Here is a 23,955-nt window from a genome sequence, read left to right as displayed (position 1 = left end):
GGGCGGGCGGGCCGGCCGGGCGGCTGGCACTGGCGCTGGCGCTGGCGCGCCCGCCGCTGCCGGCCACGTGCAGGCCGGCGGGCCGGCTGGGTGCTAGGCGAGCGCCCGGTCGGCCATCCGCCACAGTCGGTCGGCGTTTTCGGGGTCGAGGGCGTAGCGGGCGACACCGGTCGAGTGGCCCTCGCCGGTCTCGACGACCTCGGCCTCCTGGTTGTCCTCGAAGTACGTGCCGGTGACGCCGGCCACGAGCGGCGACGCGGCGAGCAGCACGGAGGTGGCCGCACCCTGCGCCGGGGTCTTGAAAAACGACTGCTCGATGCGGTTGCCGGCCTCATCCATCGCCCCCATCGCGCGGAGGGTGTCGTCGTCGAGGTGGCGCTGGAGGTTGGTGGTGATCCAGCCGGGCATCAGGGCGTTGGCCGTGATGCCGTCCGTCGACCAGCGGTCGGCGATCCCGGCCGCCAGCAGCACGTCGGCGGTCTTCGACTGCGAATAGGCGTTCCACCTGTCGTACGGGCGATCGACGTAATGCGGGTCGTCGAAGTCGACCTCGGCCCGGAGGTGGGCGGTCGAACTCAGGGCGACGACCCTGCCGCCGGACTCGGCGAGCGCCGGGCGCAGGCCCCGGGCGAGGGCGAAGTGGCCGAGGTAGTTGGTGGCGAGCTGCAGCTCCCAGCCGTGCGGGTCGAGCTGCCGGCCCGGCAGCGCCATGATCCCCGCGTTGGCCACCAGGCCGTCGAGCCCGCCCGTCCAGTCGGCGACGAAGCGGTCGATGCTCGACGGGTCGCTCAAGTCGAGGGGGCGGATGACGATGCTGCCGGCGCCGCGCTCGGTGGGCGACGTGAAGGCCGCGGCCGCGGCATCCGGGTTCCGTACTCCGACGACGAGGCGGGCACCGCGGCGGGCGAGGGCGGATGTCGTCTCCCGCCCGATGCCCGACGCGCCGCCGGTCACCATGAAGGTCTTTCCGGTGAGCTCGACGCCGGCGAGCACGTCGTCGGCCGTCGCCTTCGCATCGAACGGGGTGGTCACTCGGTCACTCATGCGAGGCTCCTTCGGTCTCGGTCTTCTCGTTCTCGTCTGCCTTCTGCGTGCTTTGTTCCTTCTCTGCGGCGAGCCGCTCGAGGAACCGCGCCAGCTCGAGCGGCATGTCCCCCGGCTTCCGGGCGGTGATGAACTGGCCGTCCTCGACCACGGGCTCGTCGACGTACTCGGCGCCCGCCGCGCGCACCTCGGGGGCGACATCCTTCCACGACGTCATCCGGCGTCCGTCGACGAGTCCCGCCGAGATGAGCACCTGGGGTCCGTGGCACACGGCACCGATCAGGCGGCCGGTCGCGGCGAAGTCGGAGACGAAGTCGATCGCGGCGGGAAGCTCGCGGAGCTCGGACGGCGCGAGCCCGCCCGGGATGAACAGGGCGTCGTAGTCGGCAGCGCGCGCACCGTCGATCGGCTGCACGCCGGTGCGGAGCGCCAGCCCCTTGTAGCCGGTGACCTCGGCGCCGCCGGGCGCCAGCACGTCGACGTCGTAGCCGGCCTCGGTGAAGCGGTAGTACGGGTAGAAGAACTCGACGTCTTCGACGCGGTCGGCGGTGAGGATGGCGATCCTGCCTGTCGGCAGGCCGCTCTTCCTGATCGCAGCGCGGTTGTCGGCGACGGCGAAGTCGGTGGTGGTGGTCATTGTGTCGATCCATCCTTTCGGGGACATGTCCCCCATTGCTGTTTGAAACGTTCGATATCCATCAAACATTCCCGAGCATCCGCTATAGTTTGAGATATGTCAAACACCGCCGAGAAGGATGCGTTCCCGGTCCCGCCCGTCGAATCCATCGAGTTCGTCACCGTGCTCAAGGCTTTGGCCGACCCCGCCCGACTCGCCGTCGTGGAGCGTCTGGCCGACGGGGAGTACCACCCGTGCAGCACGGAGGAGTACGGCCTGGGCATCCACAAGTCGACGCTGTCGTACCACTTCAAGACGCTGCGCGAGGCGGGGATCACGTCGACCCGCGTCACCGGTCGCGAGCACGCCGTGAAGCTGCGGGCCGATGATCTCGAGAAGCGGTTCCCGGGGTTCCTGGCGGCGACTCTGGTGGCGGCGCGGTCGGTGCGGATGCCGTAGCCGGGTCGGTGCAGAGGCCGTACGTCAATTGACGGTTGCCCGTTGGGGGCGATCTGCGGGAAGTTTCTCGGGTGAACAGAACCTTCACCGAGAGGCGGGTCGCATGAGCTCCGACGACTGGATCGACGAGCGCCAGAGCATCCGCGATGTCATCGACCGGTACGCCCACTTCGCCGACCGGCGGCAGCCGAAGGAGCAGGCCGCGGTCTTCACCCTCGACGGAACGGTGCTGCTCTACGAGGGCGACCCGAACGCCACGGCGCCCGTGCAGACGGTGTCGGGCCGGGACGAGCTCGCCACGACCTTCGCAGGCCTGATCGCGCAGTACGACGCCACGACGTACCTCAACGGTCAGTCGACCATCGAGCGGACCGGGCCCGTCTCGGCGACGGCCGAGAGCTACTGCATGGCGTTCCATCTTCTTCGCGAGAACGACCAGCGGATGCTGCTGACCATGTCCATCCGCTACCTCGACAGCTTCGCCAAGATCGACGGCAGCTGGCTCATCGCCGAGCGCAAGCTGATCTTCGACTGGACCGACCGGCGGCCTTCGCAGCCGTAGCGCTCGCGCTGGTCTCGCCTTCACCCCCCGCCCGCCCGCCCCGCGCATCCTCGCATCCACCTCAAGGAGACCTCCATGACGAACAGCACCGAAGACCTGATGAACGCCAACCTGCTCGAGGTGTTCGGCCAGCGCGACCCCGCGCTGCGGCGGGCGGCCATCGAGCACACCTACACCGAGGACGTCGTCTTCCTCGATCCCGACGAGGTCGTCGAGGGCTATGACGCGCTCGACGCGAAGGCGGGCAAGCTCCTCGAGGGGGCGCCCGGCTTCGTGTTCGCTCCGGCCGGTCCCGTCTACGTCAATCACGACATGGGGTACCTCGCGTGGAACTTCGGGCCCGAGGGCCAGGATCCCGTCGTGCGTGGATTCGACACCTGCTTCATCAGCGACGGCCGCATCGCGAAGGTCTACACGGTGCTCTTGGCGGAGTGAGGCTGTGGGGGCCTGGGCGCTGCCGTGGGCCGGGCCAGGCTTCCGCTAAAGGGGCCCGAGGACGTCGCAAACCTCCGCGTGGAGCTCGAGTCTTTCGAGAACAGCGAGGAGCTGTCGCTCTTCATAGCGGAAATGGTTCTCCATGATGGCCGCCACGCCATCCAGATGACGACCCAACTCCGACGCCGTCGCGCCACGGTCGATCGCGTCGCGGAGATTCCCGAGAAGGTGACCGATCATCGAATGGTCCCGTTCGAGTGCGCGTAACACGGGTGCGAGGTCGGGGTGGGCGTGCTCGATCGCGGGGAACAGTGAGCGGTCCTCTCCGCGATGGTGGCCGTCGAGTGCCGCGCAGAAGCCATGGCAGTAGACGAGCAGATCCCGGCTCGCATCCTCGGCGGGCTCGCCCTGACGCACGGCATCGCGAGTGAGGCGAAGGGCTTCGCGGATGCGTCGGTGAACGCCGCGCAGTTCATGGCTCCAGGCGATGAGCCTGTTCGTGTCGCGTTCAGTCACGCGACGACGAAGGTGACAATGCGAGCATCGACATTCCTTCGGTTCGGCGCCTCCATGCCTGACACGGTCTGCCACCGGCACGCGACGCTGGATCAAGAATAATCGATGGTGCAGCGCGGGCAAAGGGCGATCCCGACGCCGGCGACCACGTTCGCATGCTGCCGCTCGTGTCGCTATGGAAGGGTTGACGGTATGGAGAACCCCGAGACGCCCCGCCTGGACCCTTCCGCCGAGGAAGTCGCGGAGATCGACCGGCGGGCTGCCCTGCTTCGGGCGGAGCCCGAGAGCTTCGCGGCGATGGACAACCTATGGCGCGCCGTCTACGGGCTCGAACACTGGATCTTCATCGCCCGCGGCACCCTCGAGCAGCCGGCTCCGTACGCCGGGCAACTCCCTCAAGGCCCGATGCTTTTCGCCTTCACGACCGCCGAGCGCGCGAAGTCCGCGGCCCTCGGTGCCGGCCTCTCGGACGAGGAGGCGTCGACGCTGCTCGCCATCCCGCTGCCCTCGGCGATCGAGTGGGCGGCGACGTTCGCGGCGGTCGGCGTGAAGGGCATCGCGTTCGACCTCCCCGAGGCGGGCTACTTCGCGCCCCTCGAGAACCTCGTCCCCATGCGCGACTACATGGCGTCGAACCCGCCGGCCGCCTGATGGATTCGCCGGTTTCGCTCTTCCACCGACCTGAAGCTCTCACGGCTGCCATCGACGGTCTTTCCGCCGAGGGCTACCAGGTCATCGAACTCGACGCGTCGGCCTGGAATGAGAGCGGGGCGTTCCATGACGATGTCTCGGCCGGGTTCGACTTCCCGGACTACTACGGTCGCAACGTGAACGCGCTTGTCGATTGCCTCCGCGATGTCGTTGCGCACGACTACGGCTGGGACCCTGCCTCGACGGGGCTCGTGGTCGTGCTCCGCCACTACGACTTCTTCGCATCCGCCGACCCAGACCTGGCGCAGGCCTTCCTCGACGCACTCGCGCGCGCATCACGTGAAGCGCTCTCGGACGGCGGACGGCTCACCTGCCTCGTTCACACCGACGGTCCCGATTTCGCGCTCGCGCAGGTTGGCGCAACTCCGGGCTCGTAGCGTGACGCCGAGCGACGCCATCATGAATTGAGCAATGCTCGTTATAATCGGGGGCTAGAGCCTTCGGGTTGGGTGCGCGCTGCGGTTGAAGCAAGAAGCCCCGGGTCAGGTGACTGATACCGGGGCTCCCAAGTCCAGGCCCAAGCAACATACTGCGTCTGCAGCATCGGTCCTCAAGGGCTCTCGCTCCCACAATTCTCGGCGAACGGAACCGCATTGTCATCCACTCCCGAGCCTTGGGTCATCGAGTGGCTGACAGTAGGGCTGGACCTATCTGACCGACGGCCTCCATGAGAAGACGCTCTGGGTGCCCGCGCTGCACAAGGCGTACGCGCCGGGCGCCGACCGCGGAAAGCTGCATCATGCGCTCCGGGATCTGCGTGAAGTCCGCAACCGCCTCGCCCACAACGAGTCGATCTACGACCGCAATCCCGAAAATCTCCGGCGCAGCATCGTGTTCGTCGCACGGCACCTATCTGAGCCGCTGCGGGAGCACATCGACAGCCGAAGCACCGTCAGGGATGTGCTCGGAAAGAAGCCGTAGCGCTGGATCCGGCAATACGGGCACTGACCTGTCCGACCTCGTCCACCCGCCTGCCGGGGAATCATACGAACCGCCTGTCCCCTAGAGTCGCCTCATGACAATGGGGGAACAACCGAAGTCCGAGAAGATCATCAACCGGCCGGGCTCAGAGCCCCTCCGGAACACGGGGCCGAACGTCTCGTATCCGTTTGCGATCGTCGCTCTGGTCGCGGGCGTCGTCTCACTCTTCTTGAACCTGTTCCTCATCCCGTCGATTGTCGGCGTGGTCTTCGGAATCATCGGCATCCGGCACGCGCTGTCGCACCGCACGGAAGACGGCCGGAAGCCCGGATTCGGCATCTCGCTCGCCGGCATCATCCTGGCCGGCCTCGGGGCTGTCGGGTACGTCATCCTCCTCATCTTCCGCATGTCCACGTTCTGACGGAGCGGTTGAGAACATAGGTGTCGTCGGCTTTGCTCTGTAGCCTCACGGCATGCGCGCATCTGGAACCGTCCATGCAGAGCCGGCGTTCGCCGTCGATGCGCCGAATTACCGGGTGAACTTCTGGGTCCAGTCGTCGTCCGGCCGCGCATGGAGTCTCGATGCCTTCGTGCTCACCGAAGTGGCCAGCGCGGCTGAAGCAATCGCCTGGGCTCACGAACACGCCGAAGGCCGCCGATTCGAACTCTTCGCCGAGGTCCACGCTGAACCGGTCGAAGCCTTCGAAGTGCCGCGAACCAGCGCGCTGATACGCCTCCTCGGCGAGAACCCCAACGTCGGCGTACCCGTCCTGATCGGGACGTTTCGGAAGGTCTGAGGTCAGGCCCTCCTAGCAGAGCATCGACATTCGCGGGCGAGACGCTGGGATAGAGTCCAGGCGTGTTCTGGAAACGGCGAATGGGTCTTGAAAAAGATCTCCTGCCCCGAAAGCTCGTCGCCGAGGCCCGCCAGTACGTGGCGAATGGGAATCGGCTGGCTCAAGAGCGTTGGGACATCGGTCGCAGCGATCGATGGTCGGCAGACCTGGCGGAAGGCACTCTCAGCTTCCATTTCGGTGATCGAGCGATCACCGGGCCGGCGCACGTGCTCGGCACCTACTCCTCAGAGACCAGCACCTGGCTGTGGGGATGCGCGAACGGATCACTTCCGGAAAGAGTCGTGATCGTATCGGCCGACGCTGTCGAGATCGGTCGGTCGAAGAACATTCCAGTCTTTGCACACCGCAAGCTGCCCGTAGACGAAAGCGCCGGTGACGATTTCGCGGCAGTCGCAGCCATGCTCACCGGGATGGTCGGCGTCTATCGAGTGCCGACGCGAACCGGGTACGTCTGGTTCGGCATGCAGACCTTCGGCGACGAGCCAGTACACGAGACCGGAGACTGACCGGCACGGTGAGCGCCAGACTCCGCTCTCTTCAATTCAGACGCCGCCGAAGTTCGGATTGACTGAGATGCGGTCCAGGGACGGGAACTCCGTCACTTCCGGCGCGTCATGGACCAGCGACGTCGCCGACCATTCGAGGGAGGTGAGCAGTCCGTTCTCGATGAAGACGTCGATGGTTCCGACCGTGAAGGCGTCCGGCGCCACGTAGAGAGTCAGCGGATATTCGGCCCCTCGCGGAATCGGCTCGACGCCTTCCGGCAACGCGAGGACGAGGCAAGGATGCGTTCCCTCGTGGGCGGGGCCGCCGTAGCTCGCCACCGCGAGTTGCGCTCGAGCCTGCTCGGCACCGGTCGACATCGTGTCGATCGCCATCAGCAGGAGCGCGCGCTCGTGGTCTGTGAGGTCCCGCTCCGAGGTCATGCTCATGCGGTCGACCCTATCGGCGGGCGGGACACTCCTAGTCGCGGCGTGCGCTAATCTCGCGAGAGGGGGCTACTTATGTCGAATACGGTGCGTTGGACGCGCTCGATGTCGGTCGCGATCGCTCAGGGATGCCTGGCGATCGGATTCATCGTCGGACCGCTGGTCAGTCAGTCGAACTGGATGATGCTCGTGGTCTCACCGCTCGCCGTCTTCCTCTGCGTTCGCTCGGCGTTCAAGGCCCGGCGAGAGTACCTGCGCCGGGACGAGGTCGTTCTGGACCCGCCCGCCGTCGACCAGAGCGAGCCGTCGACGGCGGCTGTCGTTTCGGCTTCCGCGCCGGCCCAGCCGGTGAAGCACGCCGGCGGCTACACGAGCAACGCCGGCTACCCGTCCCGGAACATCACGTGACCCGCGCATGCGCCGAGGCGATTCGAACGGACCGCTGACGTGCATCCCCGGGAAGAATCGCGCGCTGCGGAGCGGGCTGACACAGCAGACGAGCGCGCCGCCTCCGTCGCCACGATTCTGAGTGAACTCGTCGAGCTGTTCCGCGAGTACGAGCTGCCGCAGTGGGCACGCGCGCTCGAAGCCGACCGGCTGCGTGTGCTGGCCGGCGACGAGGCGGTGTACGGGGTGCTCCGCTCTCGGCTGAGTGCCCGGCGTGGCCTCTCCGAGGTGAGAGTCGGGTTCGGTGATCGAGCGTTGAACGCCCGGCTCGATGACCTCCGCGAGCGACTTCGGTCACAGGTTGCAGCGCAAGCGGCAGAGCAGACGCCGCAAACGCAGCCGCAGACGCAGACCGATCTCGGGCCGGCCACCTACGGCGAGCGCGTCGAACGCGAACCGGCACCGGAGCACGCACGCGTCATCTTCGCCGGAGACTACCCGCGGGGCACGCTCATGCTCGACGACGCGGGACGGTTCCTTCGATCGACGTGGTCGGTGCTCGAGTACGACAGGAAGAACCGTCTCCGGCCGTTCGTCCGGGTCTGGCGTTCGGCCAGTCCGGTGAGCGTCGAAGAGTATCGGTCACTCAGGGCGGCATGCATCGGCTGGTGGATCACGCTGGCCGCGCTGCCGGCGCTCGTCGTCGGCGCCGGGGTCGCGGGACTCCGCCTCGATGTCTGGTCGGTCCTGGTCGTCATCGCTGCCGTTCTCATGCCCGCGGCGGCCGTCATGGTCGGCGTGACCGAGCGTCGTCGCTCGAAGGTCGTCGGCCTCTACAGCGAGAAGACGGGGATGCTCGCCACCCCTCTCAGCCGAGGGTCACGGGCTCATCTGGCCGGGAGGAGCGCAGCCGCCGAGCCGTCGCGTCCCGGCACACCCTCTCCCCGTGCCGTCGAGGCAGATGAGCGGATGCTCCGCCGACTTCGACGGCTCCGGGCCAGCGGCAAGGCCTTCAGCTGGGTCGTCTTCTTCTCCTGCGACGACCAGCTCGGAGCCGAGACGATCGCGACCGCAGTGGTGCGAGACGGCTGGGAACTCCGCTGGGCCGGCCCGCGACCGTCGGGGCCCGGCTGGGGATTGATTGCGGAACGCGATGTGACGTCGCTCGAGAGCTCGGACGTGGGCGAAGCACGCTTGTCTCTCGAGACTCTCGCTGCGACCGTCGATGGTGGCCGGTACGAGGGATGGCAGGTCGACGAGTGATTGCCGCTGTCTCGTCTGCGGAGGGTGACCATTGCTTACGGTTATCCCCATGACCGAACCCTTTTCGCGAGACGAGCTCGCAGCGATCTCCGCGCTCGTCATCGAGGTCGTCGAGGAGACGCCGTTGTGGAGCGTCACGGGCGCATTCCGGAGCGCGGACAACCACACAGTCGAGACCGACCAGGTTTCGGGCTGGCGGTTCGCATCCTGGGTGTACGGTCACCTCATCAGGTCGGGACTGGCGGAATGCTCGACTCGTGACACCTGGGCGTCGCAACTCGATGCGCCGCCGACGTGGGCTGGGCGAGCGATGAAGGACCGGGATTGGCTGGTTCTGGACACCGCCGACGCGCTGGACCTGCTCGGTGACGTCATCCGCTGGAACGGCCCCAGCAATGACTCGAATGTGCAGCTCATCTCGATCGGCGAGCTGACCGTGGAGCACGCCCTCGAGGTCTTGCGGCCTTTCGCTGGTTCACAGCCACCGCTCGGCGCCGACGAGCCCTTCATCGCGGAGCAGCGCCGGCTCGCCCAAATCGGCACCACCTCCTTGAACAAGTGGTTCATCTTCCCCCGCCCATCCGAGTAGTAGACGCACGTCGGTGTGGGCATATGACCACTTGTCGGCTTGTGGGGATATTCCCACAAGCCGCGTAGTGGGGACATGGCCGTGACGATTCACCGGACCCATGAGGGCAGACGGCGCAGGTCAGCGGGTGGGCGGGGCGTGGGCGGGGGACACGACGGCCGCGAGGGCACGGAAGAGGTCGGTGGCGCGGTTCGGGGCGGAGCCGGTGTCGTCGAAGGCGGCCTCGGTGAAGGTGACCACGACCGCCAGCGTCACGTCCTCGGCAGGCAGGTACGCCTCCACCGCCGCGGTACCGCTGAACATCGGGTTCTGCAGGATCCAGTCGCCCATCATCACCACACCGATGCCGTAGGTGTAGATCTCGGAGTGCGGGAAGCAGGTCGTGCATCCGTCGATCGTCGACGAGCGGCCACGGGTGTCGAGATTCAGCTGCTGCGCGTGCAGGGCTGGCGAGAGGAGTTCGCCGGTGCCGATGCCGCGGGCGGTGCGGGTCAGGTCGGCGATGTCGGTGTACTGGACGGCGCCGCGCGTGATGGTCCACGACGGGTTCCAGAAGGTCGAATCCTCGAGGAAAGGGGTGCCCGCGGGGATGCCGAGCGACTGGCGGCGTTCGGCGGTGAACGCGTGCAGCACCGGCTCGGCGATCTCGGGCGTGCTCGCGGCTCGCGTGTTCTCGAGGCCGAGCGGATCGAGCACCCGCTGCTGCAGGAGCTCCTCCATCGGCTGGCCCGTGATCTTCTCGAGCGCCAGGCCGAGGAGCACGTAGTCGGTGTGCGAGTAGTTCCAGTTCGTGCCGGGCTCGTAGATCAGGGGCTGGGCGGTTCCGTAGGCGGCGAGCTGCTCGGGCGTCCACTGACGGAACGGATCGGCCTCGAGCTGCGCGAGGAAACCGGCATCCTGCACGTAGTCGGCGTAGCCCGCGGTCATCTGCGCGAGCTGCCCCAGCGTCACCCTCTCGGCGTTCGGCACGTCGGGCAGCCAGGTGCCGAGCGGGTCGTCGAGCGCGACCGTGCCGTCGTCGACGAGCGTGAGCAGGGCGGTCGCGACGTACGAGATCGCGACCGCACCGTTGCGGAAGTGCATCTCCGTGGTGGCGGGGACTCCGCTCATCGACTCGCCGAATGCCTCTGTGATGATCGGTTGATCACCCTTCGTCGCCTGCACGATCACAGCCCGCAGGCCCCACTCGGCCATCCGGTCGGTGATCGTCTGGCGGATGTCTGCGGCGAGCGCCTGGTCGATGGATGCGGCGGGCTGGGTGGCAGAGGGTGCGGCCGCGGCGGGCGGGGCGGATGCGGGGGTCCCGGAGGCCGGTGGGAGCGCCGAACCGGCGGACGTGCATGCCGTCACGACGAGGGCAGCGGTGAGCAGGATGCTCGCACCGACTGCGCGTCGGCCGCTCCGGACTGCCATGTCCCTCATGCGGTGACGGTACCAAAGCGAGTCCCGTTCCGATACGTGCCGGGGTCGAATCAGTCGCCGGCCCGCAGAGGAGGCCGCAGATCCCGAAGGACCGGTCAGGGGCCGTGGGGCCCCAGCAGCTCACGGGTGCGCGCGAGGGAGAGCCGGGCCGCCACCGCGATCTGGTCGAAGGTGAAACCGCGGCGCATCCAGTCAGCCATCACCGCGAGCACCTCGGCGGCCGAGGAGTTCGACTCGGGCTGGGTTGCTCGTGCGTCGCTCAGCAGGCGCAGCCGCTCGACCTCGTCGCCGGGGATCTGCGCACGAGGTGGCCGGCCGGGGTCGACCAGGTCGAAGCGCCAGTCTTCACGTTCATCCATGTCGCGGCTCAGAAGGAGGGTTCGCTCAGGAGGTCGCCGCCTCGACGGCCGCATCGCTGAGGCTGACCAGGTCGTCGGTCGAGACCGGCTGGCCCTGCGGGGCCGTCAGCTGCGTGAAGGCGACGGCGTCACCGAGGTCGGAGACGACGAAGCCGAGGGTGATCACTCCGGATGCGGCGGTGATCTTCGTCACCGCACCGAAGGCACTGGCGTCGATCGGCAAGTTCGGCAGGGGCTCGAACGAGACGGTGGAGTCCTGCCCCGGAAGGGGTGTCTCGACTCCGATGCAGTTCGTGACAGCGCTCCGGAGGGCGTCGATCGTGCCCCGGGGGTCGTCATCGGGGATGATCTGCTCGGTGAAACTGACCTCACCACGCTGGAAGCTGGCCGTCGCCGGCTGGGGCGGGAGGTTGAGCACGCTGCGGAAGTCGCCCTGGCAGACGGCCGCCGCATCCACGGCCCCATCCCCGGACGCCGGGGTGCCGGAACCGGGATCGGCGGCGGTCGGCGCAGGGACGGCCACCCAGCCGTCCGGCGGCAGGTCGTCGACCGTGAGGAGGCGGGACTCGGGCGCGCCGCTGGTCTGGCCGGAGGCCGGGCCCGCCGTCGCGCTCGGAGTCGGGCCGGCGCTCGCCGCGTCGTCGGCGGTGGAATCGGGCCCCGCCCCGCCGGTGGTCGAACATCCGCTCATCGCCACGACCACGCTCAGGATGCACGCCGCCCTGGCGATGGTGCGGCCGGTCGCGGCATGGCTGGTCAGGCCTGGTCGTCGAGTCATTCACCCAGCCTGTCCGGCCGAACCGATCCTGACAACCCGGTGGCCATGCGACCGGGAAGGCGGGTCGGGTGAGCGCATGGGGCACGAAACCCGGGAGTTCGTCTGACTTTCTCCTCTTCTCGCGGGTGCCGGGTATGTTCCGCAGGGTGGAAGCCATCAAACTCAACCTCCGGTGCACGAGCTGCCCTGACGGCGAGCTGATGGTGCTGGACCAGTACGTGTACTGCACCGTGTGCGACCCCCGGCCCGAGTCGCGCTCCACTTCCTTCGGGGTGGGCGTCTCGCCGTCCCACTCGGCGAGCGCAGATGCGTCTTCCCGCCCCGCTCCTGCCTCCCGCTGACTGGCATCAGGCACCTGTGTCGGTGCCGTGCGCGTGCTCGGCCCAGGACCGACGCGATCCTGACTTCGGACCGTGATGAACATCGCTATCCCGCCGACCACCCCGGCGACGACGATGGACCACATCGGCGGACTCGCCTGAAATAAGGTCGCCCACTGCCCACCGAAGGCCGCTGCCGATACCAGCGCGGCCACCGCCGCGGAGATCAGGTGCGCCACCCCTTGGCGGGCGTGGGCGCGCAGAGCTACCGCACGGCCTGCCACGGCAGCGAAGGCCGTCAAGACCCCGGCCAGTAGCGACATCAGGATGGGCACCGGCCAGAGGATGATCAGAAAACCCGCCCCGTAGACAGCCGACGTGGCGGCAAGGTAACTGACCAGCCCGAAGACCACGCTCCACGCGCACGTCAGCATCAGCACCCGCGCTTCGAACGTCTCTGCGCGGAACCTGGCTCTCATGGTGAAGCCTCCCCATTCCCGTCGGTGCGGTCGCGACGGGGCGTCTGCATCCTATCCGCGAGCTGCCTACACCTGTCGTCTGCCGCACGACCGCCGGGCCTCGACGGACCTAGGCTCGCTTCATGGAGACCTACCTGACGCTGCCGACGCTGAAGGACTACGCGCTGGAGGAGAGCTGGGTTCTCGGCATAGAGGTGAAACCCGGGGTCGTCGAACTCATCGTCGACCTTTGTTTCGCTGCCACGCATCCTGAACTGCGCCCACTACGCGACGGCGAGTGGACGTACTTTCGGCGAGGCGTGATCCGCTTCGCCGGCGTCACAGCCGTGACGTGGCGGAACATGGGCCGACCAGCGGCGACGGATGCGTCCGGAGCGAAGGACTGGGGACACATCGACTCGCTCGAGTGGGACGAAACGAGTTTCACGCTCGAGGGCGATTTCGGCGCGATGTGCCTCACTGCGGCGACGGTGACCGTCGAACTCACCGGCCCGGCGTGAACGTCGGGCCTGTCGGAGTCTTCGCAGAAGTAGTCTGACCAGATGCGGGGGCCTGTGCGAATCGAGTTCGAGTCGGAATCGATCTCTGGGCTGCTTGAGATCGAGCCGGGCGCAAGGTCGGTCGACGCGACCTTCTTCGGTGTCGAACTGGACAGGAACTTCGGAGGTAGCTGGCCCCGACTGCACGTCGAGGTCGAGTATCGCGAGACAGCCGGCTCGGGGGCGATCGTCGAGAATGTCGCGGTTGATCGGGACTCGGCCTTCCGCGGTCGGATCTCCCTGTCGTTCTCCGGCGTCCAAGATCCGGAGGTGACGAACGCAGTTGCTGCCGGGCTCCTTGATTCACTCGCGGGAGCAGGAGTGGGCGGCTTCGCATCCCTCCGACGAGTCGACACATCGATCGAGACGGGCCCGATCATCGGGACAATCGTGGGCGATCTGACTGGCTTGGTGATCGGCGACTACGTGAACGGTCTGACACCGCGGTTCGAGGAGCATGCACGCCGGACGATGGACCGGTATCTGCATCAAGCCACCCGCACCGCTTCGCCGCCGGAATCGGAGGCGTCGGATTGACCGGTTACTCGTAATTTGAGCGGCCAAAATTATGAGTAACTGAGTTAGTCATAAAGTAGGCTGGTGGGCATTATGAGTAACTCGGGGCCGCACGGAGCGACGCAAGACGCCTGGCCGCGCCTCGAATGGGAGCCGCAGGTGTGGCTTCCGGCATCCGGATGGGGTGTGAACTCCGAGTTCGGAAGCGGCGGCCGACCGTACAAGTCCTCGGTTCCTGCGCCGATCGCTTCACTGACCCCCGAACCCGACACCGAGGCCGGCGAAGCGGCCGAGGCGGCAGTGCAGGAGTTGAGCCGGTTCGACGCCGAACTAGGCACCCGGGTGGCCGGGTTCGCTCCCGTGCTCCTCCGGTCCGAGGCCGCATCCTCGTCGCAGATCGAGAACCTGACCGCGAGCGCACGCGCGATCTTCAGCGCCGAGCTCGGATCGAAATCGAGTCGCAACGCCGAGCTGATCGCCGCGAACACCCGCGCGATGCAGGCCGCCATCGATCTCTCGGACGCCCTGTCGCCGACCGCCATCGCCGAAATGCACCGCGTCCTCATGGGCGACCAGGTGCGGCACACCCCGGGTGAGTGGCGCCGCGAAGCTGTGTGGATCGGGACGAAGTCGAACAGCCCGATCGGGGCAGAGTTCGTGGCTCCGCAGTTCGAACGCGTCCCAGCGCTCATCGACGACGTCGTCGCGTTCTCGGCACGGCGCGACGTCCCGGCCCTCACCTCGACCGCCGTCGCTCACGCGCAGTTCGAGACGATCCACCCCTTCACCGACGGCAACGGTCGAACCGGGCGCGCGTTCGCGCAGGCTCTCCTCCGACACCGGGGTGTGACGCGCAACGTCGCAGTACCCGTGTCGGCCGGGTTGCTCGCCGACGTCGAGGGGTACCACCGGGCGCTCACCGCCTATCGAGAAGGCGACGTCTCCCCCATCGTCCTGGCGTTCGCCGAGGCGTCGCTCCGTGCCGTGGCGAATTCGCGCGAGCTGATCACCGAGATCGATGCGATCAAAGAAGGATGGCGTGGACGCCTCACCGTACGACGGTCGAGCAACGCCTGGGCGCTGCTCGACGTGATCGCGCAACGCCCGGTAATCGATTCGGCGACCGCGGCCGCTGCGCTCGGTGTGAAACAGCCGAACGTCTACCCGGCGCTGCAGACGCTGACCGAGGCGGGCATCCTGAAGTCGAAGAGCGAGCATCGGTCGGGGCCGTTCTGGCGGAGCGACGAGGTTCTGGCGGCTATCGATCGATTCGCAGAACGCGCGGGGCGTCGCGAGCGCAGCTGAGCCGGTTCGGTCTGCACGAAGGCATGTGCCCCGGCAGGCGCGACGGGACATAATGGCCGCGTGGAACGGATTCTCGGCATCGGTGGGCACTTCTTGCGTGCGGCAGATCCTGCGGCGTTGCAGGCCTGGTATCGAGATGTGCTCGGGCTCGCGACGGATGAGTTCGGCGGGTGGGAGCAGGAGGCCGGGCCGACCGTGTTCGCCGCCTTCGAGGAGGGCAGCGACTACTTCGGGCGGCCGGATCAGCAGGTGATGCTGAACTTCCGCGTGCGGGATCTCGGGGCGATGCTTGCGCAGGTGCGCCGGGCCGGCGGAGACGTGGATGAGGCGACGCAGGTGATGGAGGGCGTCGGGTCGTTCGGGTGGGTGACCGATCCGGAGGGCAACCGGATCGAGCTGTGGCAGCCGGCGGGCTGAGCACCTCAGCCTCAGCCTCAGCCTCAGCCTCGACTTCACCTCCGGACTCCTTGCGAGAATGAAACCGTGAAGACCGATGCGAGCCTGGTCGCTGTCCGCCGGGCGGACCTGCCGGGACCCGACAGCGCGATCGTCAGCCGGTTGGTTCGTGCGTATCTGGTGCAGACGGAGGCCGAGAAGGCCGTGAATCTGAGCGACTACGAGGGTGGTTGCGGTGACGGCGATGGGGGCGTCCGGACGGAGTTGCCTACTCGATATCGCGCCGAAGTCGAAGATCCCGAGCGGGCCTACGCGGGCGCGACGGTGCTCCTCGCCGAGCTGAACGGGTCGCCCGCGGGGGTGATGGTCGTTCAGCACGGCGCGGATGCCCACGAGATCAAGCGGGTCTGGGTCAACCCGAGCGCACGCGGCCGGCACGTCGGCTCGGCGCTTCTCGATGCGGCGCTGCGTGAGGGCGACCGACCTGTGCGCCTGACCGTGTGGAAATGGCGGGGCAGCGCCATCCAGCTCTACCGGACACGCGGGTTCGCGATCGTGCCCTCGTGGGAGGAGCGACCGGGGCTGGTCTGCATGGAACTCCGCGACCCTGCGGCGGAGCGTGTGGAAGCATGGCCGGATGCCTGACAGCCGCGAACCCGCGATCTCGCGCGAACCGACGCCGGCACCCGAACCCACGCGGGTGCCCGAACCCGCGCTCGTGCCGGAACTCCTCGTCGCCGATCTCGATCGCAGCCTCGCGTTCTGGCGCGGCCTCTGCGGCTTCGCGGTCAGCTACTCCCGACCCGAGGAGCGCTTCGCCTACATCGCGCTCGGCTCGGCCCACCTCATGCTCGAGCAGGGCGGCGTCGGCCGCAACTGGGTCACCGGCCCGCTCGAGCGGCCGCTGGGTCGGGGCGTGAACTTCCAGATCACCGTGCCCGACAGCGCCGCGCTCGCGGCGGCGTTCGGCACGGCGGGTGTCGAGCTGTTCATGCAGCCCGAGACCAAGTGGTACGCCGTCGGGGACGAGGAGGCGGGGGTGCATCAGTTCCTCGCGCAGGATCCGGACGGCTACCTCATCCGTTTCCAGTCATCCATCGGCCGCCGCCCCATCCGGCACTGACCGATCACGCACGACCGCGTCAGGGGTGCTGCAGGTCGAGGCGGTGCGGGATGACGCCATCCCGACGGCCGTACGGGATGAAACCCATCGCCGCGTAATAGGCCAGCGCGGGCGCATTGTCGGCACCGATGCTGGCGTCGATGTGCTGCAGGCCCGCATCCGTCGCCGCCGCCAGCGAGATCGCGAAGAGGCGGCGGCCGATGCCGCTGCGGCCGGCGTCGGGGCGGATGTGCGTGCCGATGATGCCCCAGCCCTCCGGCACCTCGTAGGGGTTGCCCGGCCACGCGCGCTTGAGCGACTGGAAGCCGACGACGCGGCCCTCCTGCTCGGCGACGGTGCACGCGATCGAGTACGAGGGGTCGAGGTAGCGCTCGCGAACCAGCTCCACGTCGACCGGACTCGCGCGGAGCCCGGCGCGGAAGATCGCGTTCTGCACCTCGGCCATGTCCTCGGCGTCGGCCGGCCTCGCGGGCCGGAAGTCAGTGGCCCGGGAATCGCTCATGGCTCCATGCTTCCACGGCGACGACGGAGCCGCAGAGCTGCGGAGCCGCAACTCCGCGACGACGGTTTCCGGATAGGGTCTCGCGCATGGCGAGATTTCCGACGACGATCACCGGGCAGCGCCTCCGAGGCACAGGGGCGGCCTGGCTGTTCCTGGGCGCGGGGTGGGTGGTGCTCGGTCTGATCACCGGGCACGCGGGACTGGACCGCTTCATCATCGGTGGGATCGTCGCGACGCTCGGGCTGGTGGGCTTCATCTTCGGGACCGTCATGGTGAGACGGAGACGGAATCGCCCCTGACCCAGGCCCGGATCCCGGCGGTGGTGGAGGTGACGCTCAAACGATGGTCATTGCTGCTTCCAGGCGAGGTACCCGGATGCCGAGGCGGCGGGCCTCGCGCAGGGTGTCGTCGAGCACGGCTCGCGCCTCGGGCGCGTTCGGGTCGGTGTGCGCCTCGAGGCTGCGGCGGGCCATCGGGACGAGGGCGGTCGCCAGACCGGACATCGCTGCGAACAGGCCTGGCCGCCGGACGGGCAGTGCCGCACTGCGGTGGAGGCTCAGGTCGACGCCCCGCGCCTCGAGCAGGGGCAACAGCTCGCGGGAGGTCAGGAACGCCTCGCGGAACGCCCGGCGGTCTCCGACCATGGCGGCCATCGACCCGCTCCGCAGCGCCTGGCTGAACATGCCGGCGTCGGAGATGAAGTGCAGCCACAGCCAGCCGCGCATGTCCTTCTCCTGCCGGATCGCGATGCCCGCCTGGCGGAAGGCCGCGTGCACGGCCTGCTCGCGCGGGGTCGGGGCGGCATCCCTCGTCTGGATGGCGCCTGTCGCGCCAGCCGCGCCCGTCGTGCCCGCAACATCCGTCGCCCCGATGATGACCGACGAGAGCATCGCACCCCGCAGCACGCCATCGGCCCCGAAGCCGCCGCCGGCCTGCGGGAAGCCGAACACCACCTGCGAGGCCGGAAGCGGCGCCACGGCGGTGAGCGGCTCCTCCCAGATGTTGCCGAAGACGAGCACCGTCGCGTCGCCGATCCGCGGCGCCAGGAACGCGGCCGCCTCGGCGAGCCGGTGATGCCCGACACTGAGCACGACCAGGTCGAAGCCGTCGGTGGGCTCGAGCGATTCGCGTAGGCGCGTGCCGAACGTCTCGCGAACGCGTCGGCCGAACGGCTTGCGGCGCCCGTCGGTCCAGTCGAGCTGCACCTCGTCGCCGTACTCGGCCGCGCGACCGGGGCGCACGTAGAACTCGACGTCGTGCCCCGCCACGCTCAGCGCACGGCCGTAGATGGTCGCGACGACTCCGCGGCCGAACATCAGAATGCGCATCAGGCGCTGCCTCTCTAAGATGGAGTCCGTCTCCGTTTATGAGAATATGGAGACTGTCTCCATTTGTCAACGAGAGGAGCGCCGGTCGTGTCTGAGTCCCGAGCGATGCGAGCGGATGCACGACGCAACCGCGACGCGATCGTCGCCGCCGCGCGTGACGTCTTCGACCGGGACGAGCAGCTGCGCTTCGACGACTTCGCGGCCCGCGCCGGCGTGGGGGTCGGGACGCTCTACCGCCACTTCCCCACCCGCGAGGCCCTCGCCGCCGCGGTCTACGAGGGCGAGGTGGCCACGCTCGTCGAGCACGCGCGCGACCCCGAGCACTCCGCGATCGAGAACCTCGACGCGGTGCTGCGCGGGTTCGTCGAGTACCTGGTCGGCCATGCCGGGCTGGCGCGCACGCTCGCGGCCGTCGTTGATCCGGCGGTGCAGGCCGACGGCGGCGTCGAGCTCGAGGGCACGATCGGCGAGCTCCTCCGGCAGGCGACCGCCGACGGCGCCGTTCGGCCGGGGATCGACGTGGGGGCGATCATGATCGTGCTGCACGGCATCGGGTCGGCGACCGACCGGCCCGACTGGGCGTCCGAGTCGCGGGGCGCGGTCGAGCTGCTGCTCGCGGGCCTGCGGGCATCCAGGTCCCCATCCGCATCGACGGGCGACCGATGAGTTACGTGCCCAACGAGTTGCTGTCGCGGCTGGTGGGATTCCGGATGTTCTCGGTGCAGTTCGTGATGGATTACGTTCAGCTGCGGTTCGACAGCGACTCGGATGACGCTCCCGTGCTGAGCTGCGACGTGTGGCCCGAGGTGACACTGGATGGCGTGACCTTCCGCGAACCCGACCTGGGTTACGCCGATGCGTTGCGAGGGCTCATCCCCGGCACCGTCGTCGAGACGCAGGAGGCGACCGGGCTCGGCCTGGTGCTCAGGTTCGAGCGGGGTGCGATCCGGATGCATCCGACGCTCGACGAGGTGTTCGTCGAGATCGCGATGTTGAGCGGGTTCACGGATCGGGCGTGGATGGTCTGGCGGCCCGGTGAGGACTCGTTCGAAGATCTGCGGTAGCGCGGCCCGCGTCGGTTCTTGACCGGAACGGCGGCGTGCACTTTACTGGCGACCTGAATCGCTGAGGCGCGCGCGCTGACCTGCAACGCGCATCCGGTCACCAGCACCGCGCATCCACTCACCCGCAAGGAGAACCGCCGATGTCCTTCCAGGCCTACCTCGACACGATCGAGAAGAAGACCGGGCTCACGCCGCGCGAGCTGCTCGCCTTGGCGAAGGATCGCGGTTTCGACGGGCCCGGCGTCAAGGCCGGCGAGGTCGTCGCCTGGCTCGCGGATGACTACGGGCTCGGGCGCGGCCACGCGATGGCCCTCGTGCACGTGATCAAGAACGGTCCGGCCGCGCCGCAGAAGCACGTCGGAACCACCGGCACCCACCGCGACGAGTCGGAGACCCTCTGGCTCGACGGCGCGGCGACGAAGCCGCAGACCTGACCGTGGCGACCGGAGATCCCGGGGCTACCGGCCGATCACGCCGACCAGGCCCAGCACGCCGGTGATGAGCCCGAAGGTGATGAAGCCGCCTCCGATGAAGGCAGCCCACGCCGGAGAGTAGATGAACGGCGGGACCGCGTCGGGCTCGATCTTCTCTTCGCTGTTCATTTCCCAGGACAGCCGCGAGAACTTGCGGCGGAAGACGATCATCAGGATTCCGACGACGAGCCCGAAGACGCACGCGATGCCGGGGCCGAACTCGTCCATGAACTGCGTCACGGATGACCTGCCTTGGTTTCGGAGGAGGTTTCGGTCGACTGCGCATCTTTCCTACGGCGGAAGGCGCGGAGCATGGTCGGGACGAACTGGAATTCCATCCCAGCCGCGACGATGGCCAGGAGGAAGAAGCCCGGCTGCTGCAGCACGCCCGCCACCACGGCGAAGACGGCCATGGCGCCGCAGACGACGACGTTGAACACGGACCCGATCGGACCCTTGGGCCCGATGTTGTGCAGCGGCGAGTTCGGCTGAGGGCTCATGATCCTTTCATCACGTGTCGATCCTAGTGACGCCCGTCATCCCCTCGATCCATCGCCGCCGACGCGGGCATCGGCACCTGCACCCGCAGCCGCATCCGCGCCCGCGCTCGCTCCCGCACCCAGCGAGCCGAGGAGGCGGAGCTTCTCGGCCGCGTCGCTAGCGGCGTCGGGGTAGTAGACGACGAGGATGACGTCGCCGACAGGCAGCTTCTCGCGGTGCAGGGTCAGCGCGCCGACCAGGGGATGGTTGATCGACGCCGTGCCGCCCTCGAGCTTTCGGATGTCGTGCCGCGCCCACAACGTGCGGAACCGCGTGCTCGCGATCGACAGCTCGCCGATCAGTTCGACGGCCCGCGGATCGCCCACGTCATCACCGAGGGTCTGGCGCGCGGCCGCGACGAACGAGACCACCGCATCCTCCCAGGCGGCCTGAAACTCCCGCTCCTCCGGATCGAGCAGCAACGACCGCAGGCGGTTCTGCCCGGGCACGAGCCGCGGCGAGAGCGCGACGGCGGCCGGGTTCGACGCGAGCACGTCGAAGTAGCGGCCCTCGATGAACGCCGGAACGTCGAGGGCGGCGAGCAGGTGATGCAGCCGCGCCGGCACGCGCTCGGTGGGGCGGGGCCGGCTGGTGCGCGGCCGAGGGCGCGGGGCGGTGAGGCTCACGAGGTAGGCGGTCTCGACGTCATCCAGTTGCAGCACGCGGGCGAGCGCCTCGAGCACCTGAACCGACGGGTTGCTGTCGCGTCCGCGCTCGAGGCGCAGGTAGTAGTCGGCGCTGATGCCGGCGAGCAGCGCCACCTCCTCGCGGCGCAGGCCCGCCACGCGCCGGTGCGGCCCGGCCGGCAGCCCCACTCGCTCGGGCGCGACCAGCCCACGCCGGGCGCGCAGGTACTCGCCGAGCGTGTTCGTCGGGGGCGCAGCATCCATGATCCGACGATAGCGAGCATCCGCGGGTCGAGAGGGGGCCCTGCCACTCCCCGGATCACGGGGGAACTCCCCCGACCGGATGCGCGGCGCGAGCATTGCCTCGAACCCGCGAACGACCGGCGGTCACCCCGCGGCGGTCACGAACCGGCCGCCCTCGACCGGCGGCCACCATCAGAAAGGCAACCATGGACATCCGCAACCGCACCGTTCTCATCATCGGAGGCACCTCGGGCATCGGCCTGGGCCTCGCGCGCCGTTTCGCCGCCGCCGGCAGCACCGTCATCGTCGGCGGTCGCGACACCTCGAAGGTCGACGACCTCGAGACCGTGCGGATCGACGTCACCGACGCCGAATCCGTCAATCGCGCCCGGGATGAGGTGCTGCAGGTGCACCCCGACCTCGACGTGCTCGTCACGATGTCGGGGGTGCTGCTGATGGAGGATCTGCGCGACCCGGCCCATTTCGCCACCGCCGAGACGACGATCGCCGTCAACCTCGTCGGGACGATCCGGGCGATCGACGCGTTCACGCCGCACCTCATCGCGCGGGGCGGTGCTTCCGGCGGCGCTTCCGGCGGCGCCGACATCATCACCGTCTCCTCCGGCATCGGCTTCCTCCCCTTCCCGCTGATGCCGTCCTACGGCGCGTCGAAGGCGGGGGTGCACGCGTACACCGAGGCGCTCCGTCCGCAGCTCGCGGGCACCGGGGTCACGGTGACCGAGCTCGTCCCGCCGGCCGTCGCCACCGCCGGGCAGGAGAAGGTCAACCCGGCCGCTCTGCCCCTCGACGCCTACCTCGACGAGGTCATCGGCCTGCTCACCCAGACCCCGACGCCGAACGAGATCGTCGTCCAGGCGGCCGAGCGCCTCCGCTGGGCCGAGCGCGACGGCACCTACGCCGACCTCCTCGCCGCTCGCGCCCAGTCCCTCGCGACCCTCCCGGGCCGCTGATCCCAAGGGCGGGCCAGGCCGACAGATCAGGCGGGCGGGCCGCGTCTGCGGCCCCGCCTGCGCCTGGCCTGGGCCTGCGCGTCAGCGAAAGAATGGGATGGCCGGGAAGCGCACCTCGCGACCGCCGTTCGCCTGCACCATCCCGATGATGGCGGCGACGAGGTTGACGATCCCGAGCGCGATCCACACGATCACCGAGATCCCCCACGGGAAGAACCCCTGGGCGCGGATGGTGAGGGCGGTGATCCACAACGCCATGCACGGCACGAGGATGACGAGCACGGTCAGCCCCCAGTTCGCCGCGCGACGGCCGTTCACTCGAGCGAGCCCTCCGGCCCGGCTCTGGCTCAGTCCGACCGCGACCATCACGATCCCGCTCACGAGCAGGTTCACGAAGGGGAGGAAAACGAGCCCCAGCAGCCCGAGCCCCCAAGCCAACGCGCCCGACGGCGGCCGGACGGGCAGCGGCGGGGCGGGCGGCGGCTGATACGGCAGGGGCGCTTCATTCACCATTCCCCCACTTTACCGAAGGTCGACTATTGATAATTCGATAGATGTATCGGAAAATCATTACATCTATTGAAATAGTGTGAGGTCGCAATGCAAGTCCAGTCACCGTTCCTCGGCATCACGCGATCGCTCGACGGCGCCGTGCTCGACTCGCTCGTGCGCGCCCATGCACCGATGAGCATCGCCGAGATCGCGCGGTCGACCGAGAGTTCCTACGCCGGCGTGCGCAGCTGCGTGCTGCGGTTGACCGCGCAGGGCACGGTGATCGGCAGCCCCGCGGGCAAGCTCACGCTCTTCTCCTTCAACGGCGAGCACATCCTCGCCCCGGCGATCCGCGAAATCGTGAATGCGAAGAGCCGACTGTGGGCCCGGATCTCGACGATCATCACCGAGACCTTCGCGGATACCCCGGTCTATGCAGCCGTCTTCGGATCGGCGGCGACCGGCACCATGCGCGACGACAGCGACATCGACATCTATCTCGAGCGGCCGAAGCGCGCCGATCACGACCGTTTCGAGGTCGACGCCGCGTCGCTGGCGTGGCAGGTCTCGCGACTCACGGGCAACGAGGTCCGGCCGCTCGTGTACGGCGAAGAAGAGGTGTCGGGGGCGATGGCCGACCAGCGCGTGCTCGCCGACATCGCTCGCGACGGGGTGGGTGTGGCCGGTGATGCTGCGGCGTTCCGGAGCCGACTGCGCCGCGGCGCGCGGGCGAAGTCCGCTCATGCCGCGCATTGACCGCGACCCGGGAGTGCTCGGCGGGCGCACCGCGAAGATGGCGCAGTTCGTCGAGGCGACCGAGATCATCCTGGCCCTCGCCGACGACGACGAGCTGCGCGACGCCGTCGTGACGCTCGCCGTGCACGCGGGGATCGCGGCCTCGGATGTGATCTGCCCCCGCCGCCTCGGCTACTACTGGCAGAGCGGCAACCATCACGAGGCGATCGAGCATGTGCGGCGGGCCGACTCGGGGTCGGCGGGCCATCTCACGACGCTCCTGTCACTCAAGACGCGCGCCGGCTATGGGCACGATTCCATATCGGCGACGAATGTGGCTCGGTCGGTGCGGGCGATGCAACACCTCGCGGCCGCGGCTCGCGCGGCCTGAGCGAGGAGCATCCGGCCAGGCACTGGCGGTCTGCGGTTGCGGTCTGCGGTTGCGGCCTGTATGA

39 protein-coding genes are annotated in these 23,955 nt (G+C 68.5%); 26 read left to right on the top strand and 13 right to left on the bottom strand.

The features are described from left to right. Positions 1–93: 93 nt before the first annotated feature. A complete protein-coding gene (locus HSO01S_RS17540; protein ID WP_066043849.1) occupies positions 94–1,044 on the bottom strand; it encodes an SDR family NAD(P)-dependent oxidoreductase in 951 nt (316 codons plus the stop codon). Beyond that, positions 1,037–1,681, bottom strand: a complete 645-nt coding sequence (locus tag HSO01S_RS17535; protein ID WP_084361810.1) for a type 1 glutamine amidotransferase domain-containing protein — start codon at positions 1,679–1,681, stop codon at positions 1,037–1,039. The genes HSO01S_RS17540 and HSO01S_RS17535 overlap by 8 nt, the downstream gene beginning before the upstream one ends. Positions 1,682–1,777: 96 nt before the next feature. Here HSO01S_RS17535 and HSO01S_RS17530 point away from each other — a divergent pair, with 96 nt between their 5' ends. The 3 genes from HSO01S_RS17530 to HSO01S_RS17520 all read left to right on the top strand — a co-directional run bounded on the left by HSO01S_RS17530 (position 1,778) and on the right by HSO01S_RS17520 (position 3,116). Then, positions 1,778–2,119, top strand: a complete 342-nt coding sequence (locus HSO01S_RS17530; protein WP_066043846.1) for an ArsR/SmtB family transcription factor — start codon at positions 1,778–1,780, stop codon at positions 2,117–2,119. 103 nt (positions 2,120–2,222) lie between these two features. Further along, positions 2,223–2,681 (top strand): nuclear transport factor 2 family protein, encoded by a 459-nt coding sequence (locus HSO01S_RS17525; protein WP_084361809.1) that lies wholly within the window; start codon positions 2,223–2,225, stop codon positions 2,679–2,681. 75 nt (positions 2,682–2,756) lie between these two features. After that, on the top strand, positions 2,757–3,116 hold the full coding sequence (locus HSO01S_RS17520) for a nuclear transport factor 2 family protein (protein WP_066043844.1): 360 nt from the start codon (positions 2,757–2,759) through the stop codon (positions 3,114–3,116). Between the two features lie 45 nt (positions 3,117–3,161). Here HSO01S_RS17520 and HSO01S_RS18500 read toward each other — a convergent pair whose 3' ends face one another. Then, on the bottom strand, positions 3,162–3,632 hold the full coding sequence (locus HSO01S_RS18500) for a hemerythrin domain-containing protein (RefSeq protein ID WP_084361808.1): 471 nt from the start codon (positions 3,630–3,632) through the stop codon (positions 3,162–3,164). A gap of 192 nt (positions 3,633–3,824) precedes the next feature. Between HSO01S_RS18500 and HSO01S_RS17505 the strand changes: the two genes are divergently transcribed. From HSO01S_RS17505 to HSO01S_RS18915, 6 genes are all read left to right on the top strand, one after another. Further along, a complete protein-coding gene (locus HSO01S_RS17505; RefSeq protein ID WP_066043834.1) occupies positions 3,825–4,283 on the top strand; it encodes a hypothetical protein in 459 nt (152 codons plus the stop codon). Beyond that, positions 4,283–4,720 carry a barstar family protein gene (locus tag HSO01S_RS17500; protein ID WP_084361807.1) on the top strand — a complete coding sequence of 146 codons (438 nt, stop codon included), beginning with the start codon at positions 4,283–4,285 and terminating at the stop codon, positions 4,718–4,720. Before HSO01S_RS17505 ends, HSO01S_RS17500 begins: the two co-directional genes overlap by 1 nt. A 307-nt stretch (positions 4,721–5,027) precedes the next feature. After that, complete coding sequence (locus HSO01S_RS17495) at positions 5,028–5,264, top strand: hypothetical protein (protein WP_066043832.1); 237 nt, start codon at positions 5,028–5,030, stop codon at positions 5,262–5,264. Between the two features lie 94 nt (positions 5,265–5,358). Next, positions 5,359–5,685 (top strand): DUF4190 domain-containing protein, encoded by a 327-nt coding sequence (locus HSO01S_RS17490; protein ID WP_157079147.1) that lies wholly within the window; start codon positions 5,359–5,361, stop codon positions 5,683–5,685. A 52-nt stretch (positions 5,686–5,737) separates the two neighbouring features. Further along, positions 5,738–6,061 (top strand): hypothetical protein, encoded by a 324-nt coding sequence (locus tag HSO01S_RS17485; protein WP_174523007.1) that lies wholly within the window; start codon positions 5,738–5,740, stop codon positions 6,059–6,061. Between the two features lie 62 nt (positions 6,062–6,123). After that, positions 6,124–6,627: a DUF6882 domain-containing protein gene (locus HSO01S_RS18915; RefSeq protein WP_157079146.1), complete on the top strand. Its 504-nt coding sequence runs from the start codon at positions 6,124–6,126 to the stop codon at positions 6,625–6,627. A gap of 36 nt (positions 6,628–6,663) precedes the next feature. Here the strand turns inward: HSO01S_RS18915 and HSO01S_RS17475 are convergent, their stop codons facing one another. Beyond that, entirely contained in the window at positions 6,664–7,053 is a 390-nt protein-coding gene (locus HSO01S_RS17475; protein WP_066043821.1) for a hypothetical protein, read from the bottom strand. 102 nt (positions 7,054–7,155) lie between these two features. Here HSO01S_RS17475 and HSO01S_RS17470 point away from each other — a divergent pair, with 102 nt between their 5' ends. Genes HSO01S_RS17470 through HSO01S_RS17460 form a run of 3 tightly spaced genes read left to right on the top strand, consistent with a single transcriptional unit; the run spans position 7,156 to position 9,289 of the window. Continuing rightward, complete coding sequence (locus tag HSO01S_RS17470) at positions 7,156–7,458, top strand: hypothetical protein (protein WP_066043819.1); 303 nt, start codon at positions 7,156–7,158, stop codon at positions 7,456–7,458. 39 nt (positions 7,459–7,497) lie between these two features. Continuing rightward, a complete protein-coding gene (locus tag HSO01S_RS17465) occupies positions 7,498–8,700 on the top strand; it encodes a ribonuclease E inhibitor RraB (protein ID WP_066043817.1) in 1,203 nt (400 codons plus the stop codon). A 49-nt stretch (positions 8,701–8,749) separates the two neighbouring features. Continuing rightward, positions 8,750–9,289, top strand: a complete 540-nt coding sequence (locus HSO01S_RS17460) for a hypothetical protein (protein WP_066043814.1) — start codon at positions 8,750–8,752, stop codon at positions 9,287–9,289. Between the two features lie 120 nt (positions 9,290–9,409). Here HSO01S_RS17460 and HSO01S_RS17455 read toward each other — a convergent pair whose 3' ends face one another. The 3 genes from HSO01S_RS17455 to HSO01S_RS17445 all read right to left on the bottom strand — a co-directional run bounded on the left by HSO01S_RS17455 (position 9,410) and on the right by HSO01S_RS17445 (position 11,848). Next, positions 9,410–10,711 (bottom strand): serine hydrolase domain-containing protein, encoded by a 1,302-nt coding sequence (locus HSO01S_RS17455; protein WP_218003835.1) that lies wholly within the window; start codon positions 10,709–10,711, stop codon positions 9,410–9,412. 95 nt (positions 10,712–10,806) lie between these two features. After that, positions 10,807–11,070 (bottom strand): hypothetical protein, encoded by a 264-nt coding sequence (locus HSO01S_RS17450; protein ID WP_066043809.1) that lies wholly within the window; start codon positions 11,068–11,070, stop codon positions 10,807–10,809. Between the two features lie 25 nt (positions 11,071–11,095). Continuing rightward, a complete protein-coding gene (locus HSO01S_RS17445) occupies positions 11,096–11,848 on the bottom strand; it encodes a hypothetical protein (RefSeq protein ID WP_157079145.1) in 753 nt (250 codons plus the stop codon). A 146-nt stretch (positions 11,849–11,994) separates the two neighbouring features. On the opposite strand from HSO01S_RS17445, the gene HSO01S_RS17440 reads away from it, so the two are divergent. From HSO01S_RS17440 to HSO01S_RS17410, 7 genes are all read left to right on the top strand, one after another. Continuing rightward, positions 11,995–12,189, top strand: a complete 195-nt coding sequence (locus HSO01S_RS17440; RefSeq protein WP_157079144.1) for a hypothetical protein — start codon at positions 11,995–11,997, stop codon at positions 12,187–12,189. Between the two features lie 580 nt (positions 12,190–12,769). Further along, the gene (locus HSO01S_RS17435; protein WP_066043800.1) at positions 12,770–13,147 is read left to right on the top strand and encodes a hypothetical protein; all 378 of its coding nucleotides are present in this window, start codon (positions 12,770–12,772) and stop codon (positions 13,145–13,147) included. A 54-nt stretch (positions 13,148–13,201) separates the two neighbouring features. Beyond that, positions 13,202–13,723 carry a hypothetical protein gene (locus tag HSO01S_RS17430; protein ID WP_066043798.1) on the top strand — a complete coding sequence of 174 codons (522 nt, stop codon included), beginning with the start codon at positions 13,202–13,204 and terminating at the stop codon, positions 13,721–13,723. 72 nt (positions 13,724–13,795) lie between these two features. Next, positions 13,796–15,007: a Fic family protein gene (locus HSO01S_RS17425; protein WP_066043795.1), complete on the top strand. Its 1,212-nt coding sequence runs from the start codon at positions 13,796–13,798 to the stop codon at positions 15,005–15,007. A gap of 60 nt (positions 15,008–15,067) precedes the next feature. Beyond that, a complete protein-coding gene (locus HSO01S_RS17420) occupies positions 15,068–15,424 on the top strand; it encodes a VOC family protein (RefSeq protein ID WP_066043792.1) in 357 nt (118 codons plus the stop codon). 66 nt (positions 15,425–15,490) lie between these two features. After that, positions 15,491–16,048 carry a GNAT family N-acetyltransferase gene (locus tag HSO01S_RS17415; protein WP_066043790.1) on the top strand — a complete coding sequence of 186 codons (558 nt, stop codon included), beginning with the start codon at positions 15,491–15,493 and terminating at the stop codon, positions 16,046–16,048. Next, positions 16,041–16,526, top strand: a complete 486-nt coding sequence (locus HSO01S_RS17410) for a bleomycin resistance protein (protein WP_218003834.1) — start codon at positions 16,041–16,043, stop codon at positions 16,524–16,526. Before HSO01S_RS17415 ends, HSO01S_RS17410 begins: the two co-directional genes overlap by 8 nt. A 19-nt stretch (positions 16,527–16,545) precedes the next feature. Here the strand turns inward: HSO01S_RS17410 and HSO01S_RS17405 are convergent, their stop codons facing one another. Further along, the gene (locus HSO01S_RS17405; RefSeq protein ID WP_066043786.1) at positions 16,546–17,028 is read right to left on the bottom strand and encodes a GNAT family N-acetyltransferase; all 483 of its coding nucleotides are present in this window, start codon (positions 17,026–17,028) and stop codon (positions 16,546–16,548) included. Positions 17,029–17,114: 86 nt separating this feature from the next. Between HSO01S_RS17405 and HSO01S_RS17400 the strand changes: the two genes are divergently transcribed. Then, complete coding sequence (locus tag HSO01S_RS17400; RefSeq protein ID WP_066043782.1) at positions 17,115–17,327, top strand: hypothetical protein; 213 nt, start codon at positions 17,115–17,117, stop codon at positions 17,325–17,327. A 36-nt stretch (positions 17,328–17,363) separates the two neighbouring features. On the opposite strand, the gene HSO01S_RS17395 is transcribed toward HSO01S_RS17400, so the two are convergent. After that, a complete protein-coding gene (locus HSO01S_RS17395; RefSeq protein ID WP_066043780.1) occupies positions 17,364–18,356 on the bottom strand; it encodes a ketopantoate reductase family protein in 993 nt (330 codons plus the stop codon). Between the two features lie 87 nt (positions 18,357–18,443). Here HSO01S_RS17395 and HSO01S_RS17390 point away from each other — a divergent pair, with 87 nt between their 5' ends. The 3 genes from HSO01S_RS17390 to HSO01S_RS17380 all read left to right on the top strand — a co-directional run bounded on the left by HSO01S_RS17390 (position 18,444) and on the right by HSO01S_RS17380 (position 19,854). Then, positions 18,444–19,022, top strand: a complete 579-nt coding sequence (locus HSO01S_RS17390) for a TetR/AcrR family transcriptional regulator (RefSeq protein ID WP_066043778.1) — start codon at positions 18,444–18,446, stop codon at positions 19,020–19,022. After that, positions 19,019–19,420 carry a hypothetical protein gene (locus HSO01S_RS17385; protein ID WP_066043775.1) on the top strand — a complete coding sequence of 134 codons (402 nt, stop codon included), beginning with the start codon at positions 19,019–19,021 and terminating at the stop codon, positions 19,418–19,420. The genes HSO01S_RS17390 and HSO01S_RS17385 overlap by 4 nt, the downstream gene beginning before the upstream one ends. Positions 19,421–19,560: 140 nt before the next feature. Beyond that, positions 19,561–19,854 carry a DUF4287 domain-containing protein gene (locus HSO01S_RS17380; RefSeq protein WP_066043772.1) on the top strand — a complete coding sequence of 98 codons (294 nt, stop codon included), beginning with the start codon at positions 19,561–19,563 and terminating at the stop codon, positions 19,852–19,854. Positions 19,855–19,878: 24 nt separating this feature from the next. Here HSO01S_RS17380 and HSO01S_RS17375 read toward each other — a convergent pair whose 3' ends face one another. Genes HSO01S_RS17375 through HSO01S_RS17365 form a run of 3 tightly spaced genes read right to left on the bottom strand, consistent with a single transcriptional unit; the run spans position 19,879 to position 21,323 of the window. Beyond that, the gene (locus tag HSO01S_RS17375; RefSeq protein ID WP_066043769.1) at positions 19,879–20,133 is read right to left on the bottom strand and encodes a hypothetical protein; all 255 of its coding nucleotides are present in this window, start codon (positions 20,131–20,133) and stop codon (positions 19,879–19,881) included. After that, positions 20,130–20,393, bottom strand: a complete 264-nt coding sequence (locus tag HSO01S_RS17370) for a hypothetical protein (protein WP_066043766.1) — start codon at positions 20,391–20,393, stop codon at positions 20,130–20,132. Before HSO01S_RS17370 ends, HSO01S_RS17375 begins: the two co-directional genes overlap by 4 nt. Before the next feature lie 36 nt (positions 20,394–20,429). After that, positions 20,430–21,323 carry a helix-turn-helix domain-containing protein gene (locus HSO01S_RS17365; protein ID WP_066043763.1) on the bottom strand — a complete coding sequence of 298 codons (894 nt, stop codon included), beginning with the start codon at positions 21,321–21,323 and terminating at the stop codon, positions 20,430–20,432. 185 nt (positions 21,324–21,508) lie between these two features. Between HSO01S_RS17365 and HSO01S_RS17360 the strand changes: the two genes are divergently transcribed. Next, complete coding sequence (locus HSO01S_RS17360; RefSeq protein WP_066043761.1) at positions 21,509–22,273, top strand: SDR family oxidoreductase; 765 nt, start codon at positions 21,509–21,511, stop codon at positions 22,271–22,273. A gap of 81 nt (positions 22,274–22,354) precedes the next feature. On the opposite strand, the gene HSO01S_RS17355 is transcribed toward HSO01S_RS17360, so the two are convergent. After that, positions 22,355–22,786 (bottom strand): magnetosome magnetite crystal formation protein family, encoded by a 432-nt coding sequence (locus HSO01S_RS17355; RefSeq protein ID WP_066043758.1) that lies wholly within the window; start codon positions 22,784–22,786, stop codon positions 22,355–22,357. Between the two features lie 87 nt (positions 22,787–22,873). On the opposite strand from HSO01S_RS17355, the gene HSO01S_RS17350 reads away from it, so the two are divergent. Together HSO01S_RS17350 and HSO01S_RS17345 are read left to right on the top strand one after the other, a co-directional pair. Beyond that, positions 22,874–23,521 (top strand): nucleotidyltransferase domain-containing protein, encoded by a 648-nt coding sequence (locus HSO01S_RS17350; RefSeq protein ID WP_066043756.1) that lies wholly within the window; start codon positions 22,874–22,876, stop codon positions 23,519–23,521. Beyond that, on the top strand, positions 23,508–23,891 hold the full coding sequence (locus HSO01S_RS17345; protein WP_157079143.1) for a hypothetical protein: 384 nt from the start codon (positions 23,508–23,510) through the stop codon (positions 23,889–23,891). The genes HSO01S_RS17350 and HSO01S_RS17345 overlap by 14 nt, the downstream gene beginning before the upstream one ends. The last annotated feature ends 64 nt before the right edge of the window (positions 23,892–23,955 follow it).

Source organism: Herbiconiux solani NBRC 106740 (assembly GCF_001571005.1).
GTDB classification, from domain to species: Bacteria; Actinomycetota; Actinomycetes; order Actinomycetales; family Microbacteriaceae; genus Herbiconiux; species Herbiconiux solani.
This window is presented reverse-complemented; position numbering and strand designations above follow the sequence as displayed.

What these genes read in the sequence shown, in the direction of transcription:
- HSO01S_RS17540 (WP_066043849.1), bottom strand. Translation starts at nt 1,044, where the DNA reads ATGAGTGACCGAGTGACCACCCCGTTCGATGCGAAGGCGACGGCCGAC.
- HSO01S_RS17535 (WP_084361810.1), bottom strand. Translation starts at nt 1,681, where the DNA reads ATGACCACCACCACCGACTTCGCCGTCGCCGACAACCGCGCTGCGATC.
- HSO01S_RS17530 (WP_066043846.1), top strand. Translation starts at nt 1,778, where the DNA reads ATGTCAAACACCGCCGAGAAGGATGCGTTCCCGGTCCCGCCCGTCGAA.
- HSO01S_RS17525 (WP_084361809.1), top strand. Translation starts at nt 2,223, where the DNA reads ATGAGCTCCGACGACTGGATCGACGAGCGCCAGAGCATCCGCGATGTC.
- HSO01S_RS17520 (WP_066043844.1), top strand. Translation starts at nt 2,757, where the DNA reads ATGACGAACAGCACCGAAGACCTGATGAACGCCAACCTGCTCGAGGTG.
- HSO01S_RS17505 (WP_066043834.1), top strand. Translation starts at nt 3,825, where the DNA reads ATGGAGAACCCCGAGACGCCCCGCCTGGACCCTTCCGCCGAGGAAGTC.
- HSO01S_RS17500 (WP_084361807.1), top strand. Translation starts at nt 4,283, where the DNA reads ATGGATTCGCCGGTTTCGCTCTTCCACCGACCTGAAGCTCTCACGGCT.
- HSO01S_RS17490 (WP_157079147.1), top strand. Translation starts at nt 5,359, where the DNA reads ATGACAATGGGGGAACAACCGAAGTCCGAGAAGATCATCAACCGGCCG.
- HSO01S_RS17485 (WP_174523007.1), top strand. Translation starts at nt 5,738, where the DNA reads ATGCGCGCATCTGGAACCGTCCATGCAGAGCCGGCGTTCGCCGTCGAT.
- HSO01S_RS17475 (WP_066043821.1), bottom strand. Translation starts at nt 7,053, where the DNA reads ATGAGCATGACCTCGGAGCGGGACCTCACAGACCACGAGCGCGCGCTC.
- HSO01S_RS17470 (WP_066043819.1), top strand. Translation starts at nt 7,156, where the DNA reads ATGTCGGTCGCGATCGCTCAGGGATGCCTGGCGATCGGATTCATCGTC.
- HSO01S_RS17460 (WP_066043814.1), top strand. Translation starts at nt 8,750, where the DNA reads ATGACCGAACCCTTTTCGCGAGACGAGCTCGCAGCGATCTCCGCGCTC.
- HSO01S_RS17455 (WP_218003835.1), bottom strand. Translation starts at nt 10,711, where the DNA reads ATGAGGGACATGGCAGTCCGGAGCGGCCGACGCGCAGTCGGTGCGAGC.
- HSO01S_RS17450 (WP_066043809.1), bottom strand. Translation starts at nt 11,070, where the DNA reads ATGGATGAACGTGAAGACTGGCGCTTCGACCTGGTCGACCCCGGCCGG.
- HSO01S_RS17445 (WP_157079145.1), bottom strand. Translation starts at nt 11,848, where the DNA reads ATGACTCGACGACCAGGCCTGACCAGCCATGCCGCGACCGGCCGCACC.
- HSO01S_RS17435 (WP_066043800.1), top strand. Translation starts at nt 12,770, where the DNA reads ATGGAGACCTACCTGACGCTGCCGACGCTGAAGGACTACGCGCTGGAG.
- HSO01S_RS17425 (WP_066043795.1), top strand. Translation starts at nt 13,796, where the DNA reads ATGAGTAACTCGGGGCCGCACGGAGCGACGCAAGACGCCTGGCCGCGC.
- HSO01S_RS17410 (WP_218003834.1), top strand. Translation starts at nt 16,041, where the DNA reads ATGCCTGACAGCCGCGAACCCGCGATCTCGCGCGAACCGACGCCGGCA.
- HSO01S_RS17405 (WP_066043786.1), bottom strand. Translation starts at nt 17,028, where the DNA reads ATGAGCGATTCCCGGGCCACTGACTTCCGGCCCGCGAGGCCGGCCGAC.
- HSO01S_RS17400 (WP_066043782.1), top strand. Translation starts at nt 17,115, where the DNA reads ATGGCGAGATTTCCGACGACGATCACCGGGCAGCGCCTCCGAGGCACA.
- HSO01S_RS17395 (WP_066043780.1), bottom strand. Translation starts at nt 18,356, where the DNA reads ATGCGCATTCTGATGTTCGGCCGCGGAGTCGTCGCGACCATCTACGGC.
- HSO01S_RS17385 (WP_066043775.1), top strand. Translation starts at nt 19,019, where the DNA reads ATGAGTTACGTGCCCAACGAGTTGCTGTCGCGGCTGGTGGGATTCCGG.
- HSO01S_RS17380 (WP_066043772.1), top strand. Translation starts at nt 19,561, where the DNA reads ATGTCCTTCCAGGCCTACCTCGACACGATCGAGAAGAAGACCGGGCTC.
- HSO01S_RS17370 (WP_066043766.1), bottom strand. Translation starts at nt 20,393, where the DNA reads ATGAGCCCTCAGCCGAACTCGCCGCTGCACAACATCGGGCCCAAGGGT.
- HSO01S_RS17365 (WP_066043763.1), bottom strand. Translation starts at nt 21,323, where the DNA reads ATGGATGCTGCGCCCCCGACGAACACGCTCGGCGAGTACCTGCGCGCC.
- HSO01S_RS17360 (WP_066043761.1), top strand. Translation starts at nt 21,509, where the DNA reads ATGGACATCCGCAACCGCACCGTTCTCATCATCGGAGGCACCTCGGGC.
- HSO01S_RS17355 (WP_066043758.1), bottom strand. Translation starts at nt 22,786, where the DNA reads ATGGTGAATGAAGCGCCCCTGCCGTATCAGCCGCCGCCCGCCCCGCCG.
- HSO01S_RS17350 (WP_066043756.1), top strand. Translation starts at nt 22,874, where the DNA reads ATGCAAGTCCAGTCACCGTTCCTCGGCATCACGCGATCGCTCGACGGC.
- HSO01S_RS17345 (WP_157079143.1), top strand. Translation starts at nt 23,508, where the DNA reads ATGCCGCGCATTGACCGCGACCCGGGAGTGCTCGGCGGGCGCACCGCG.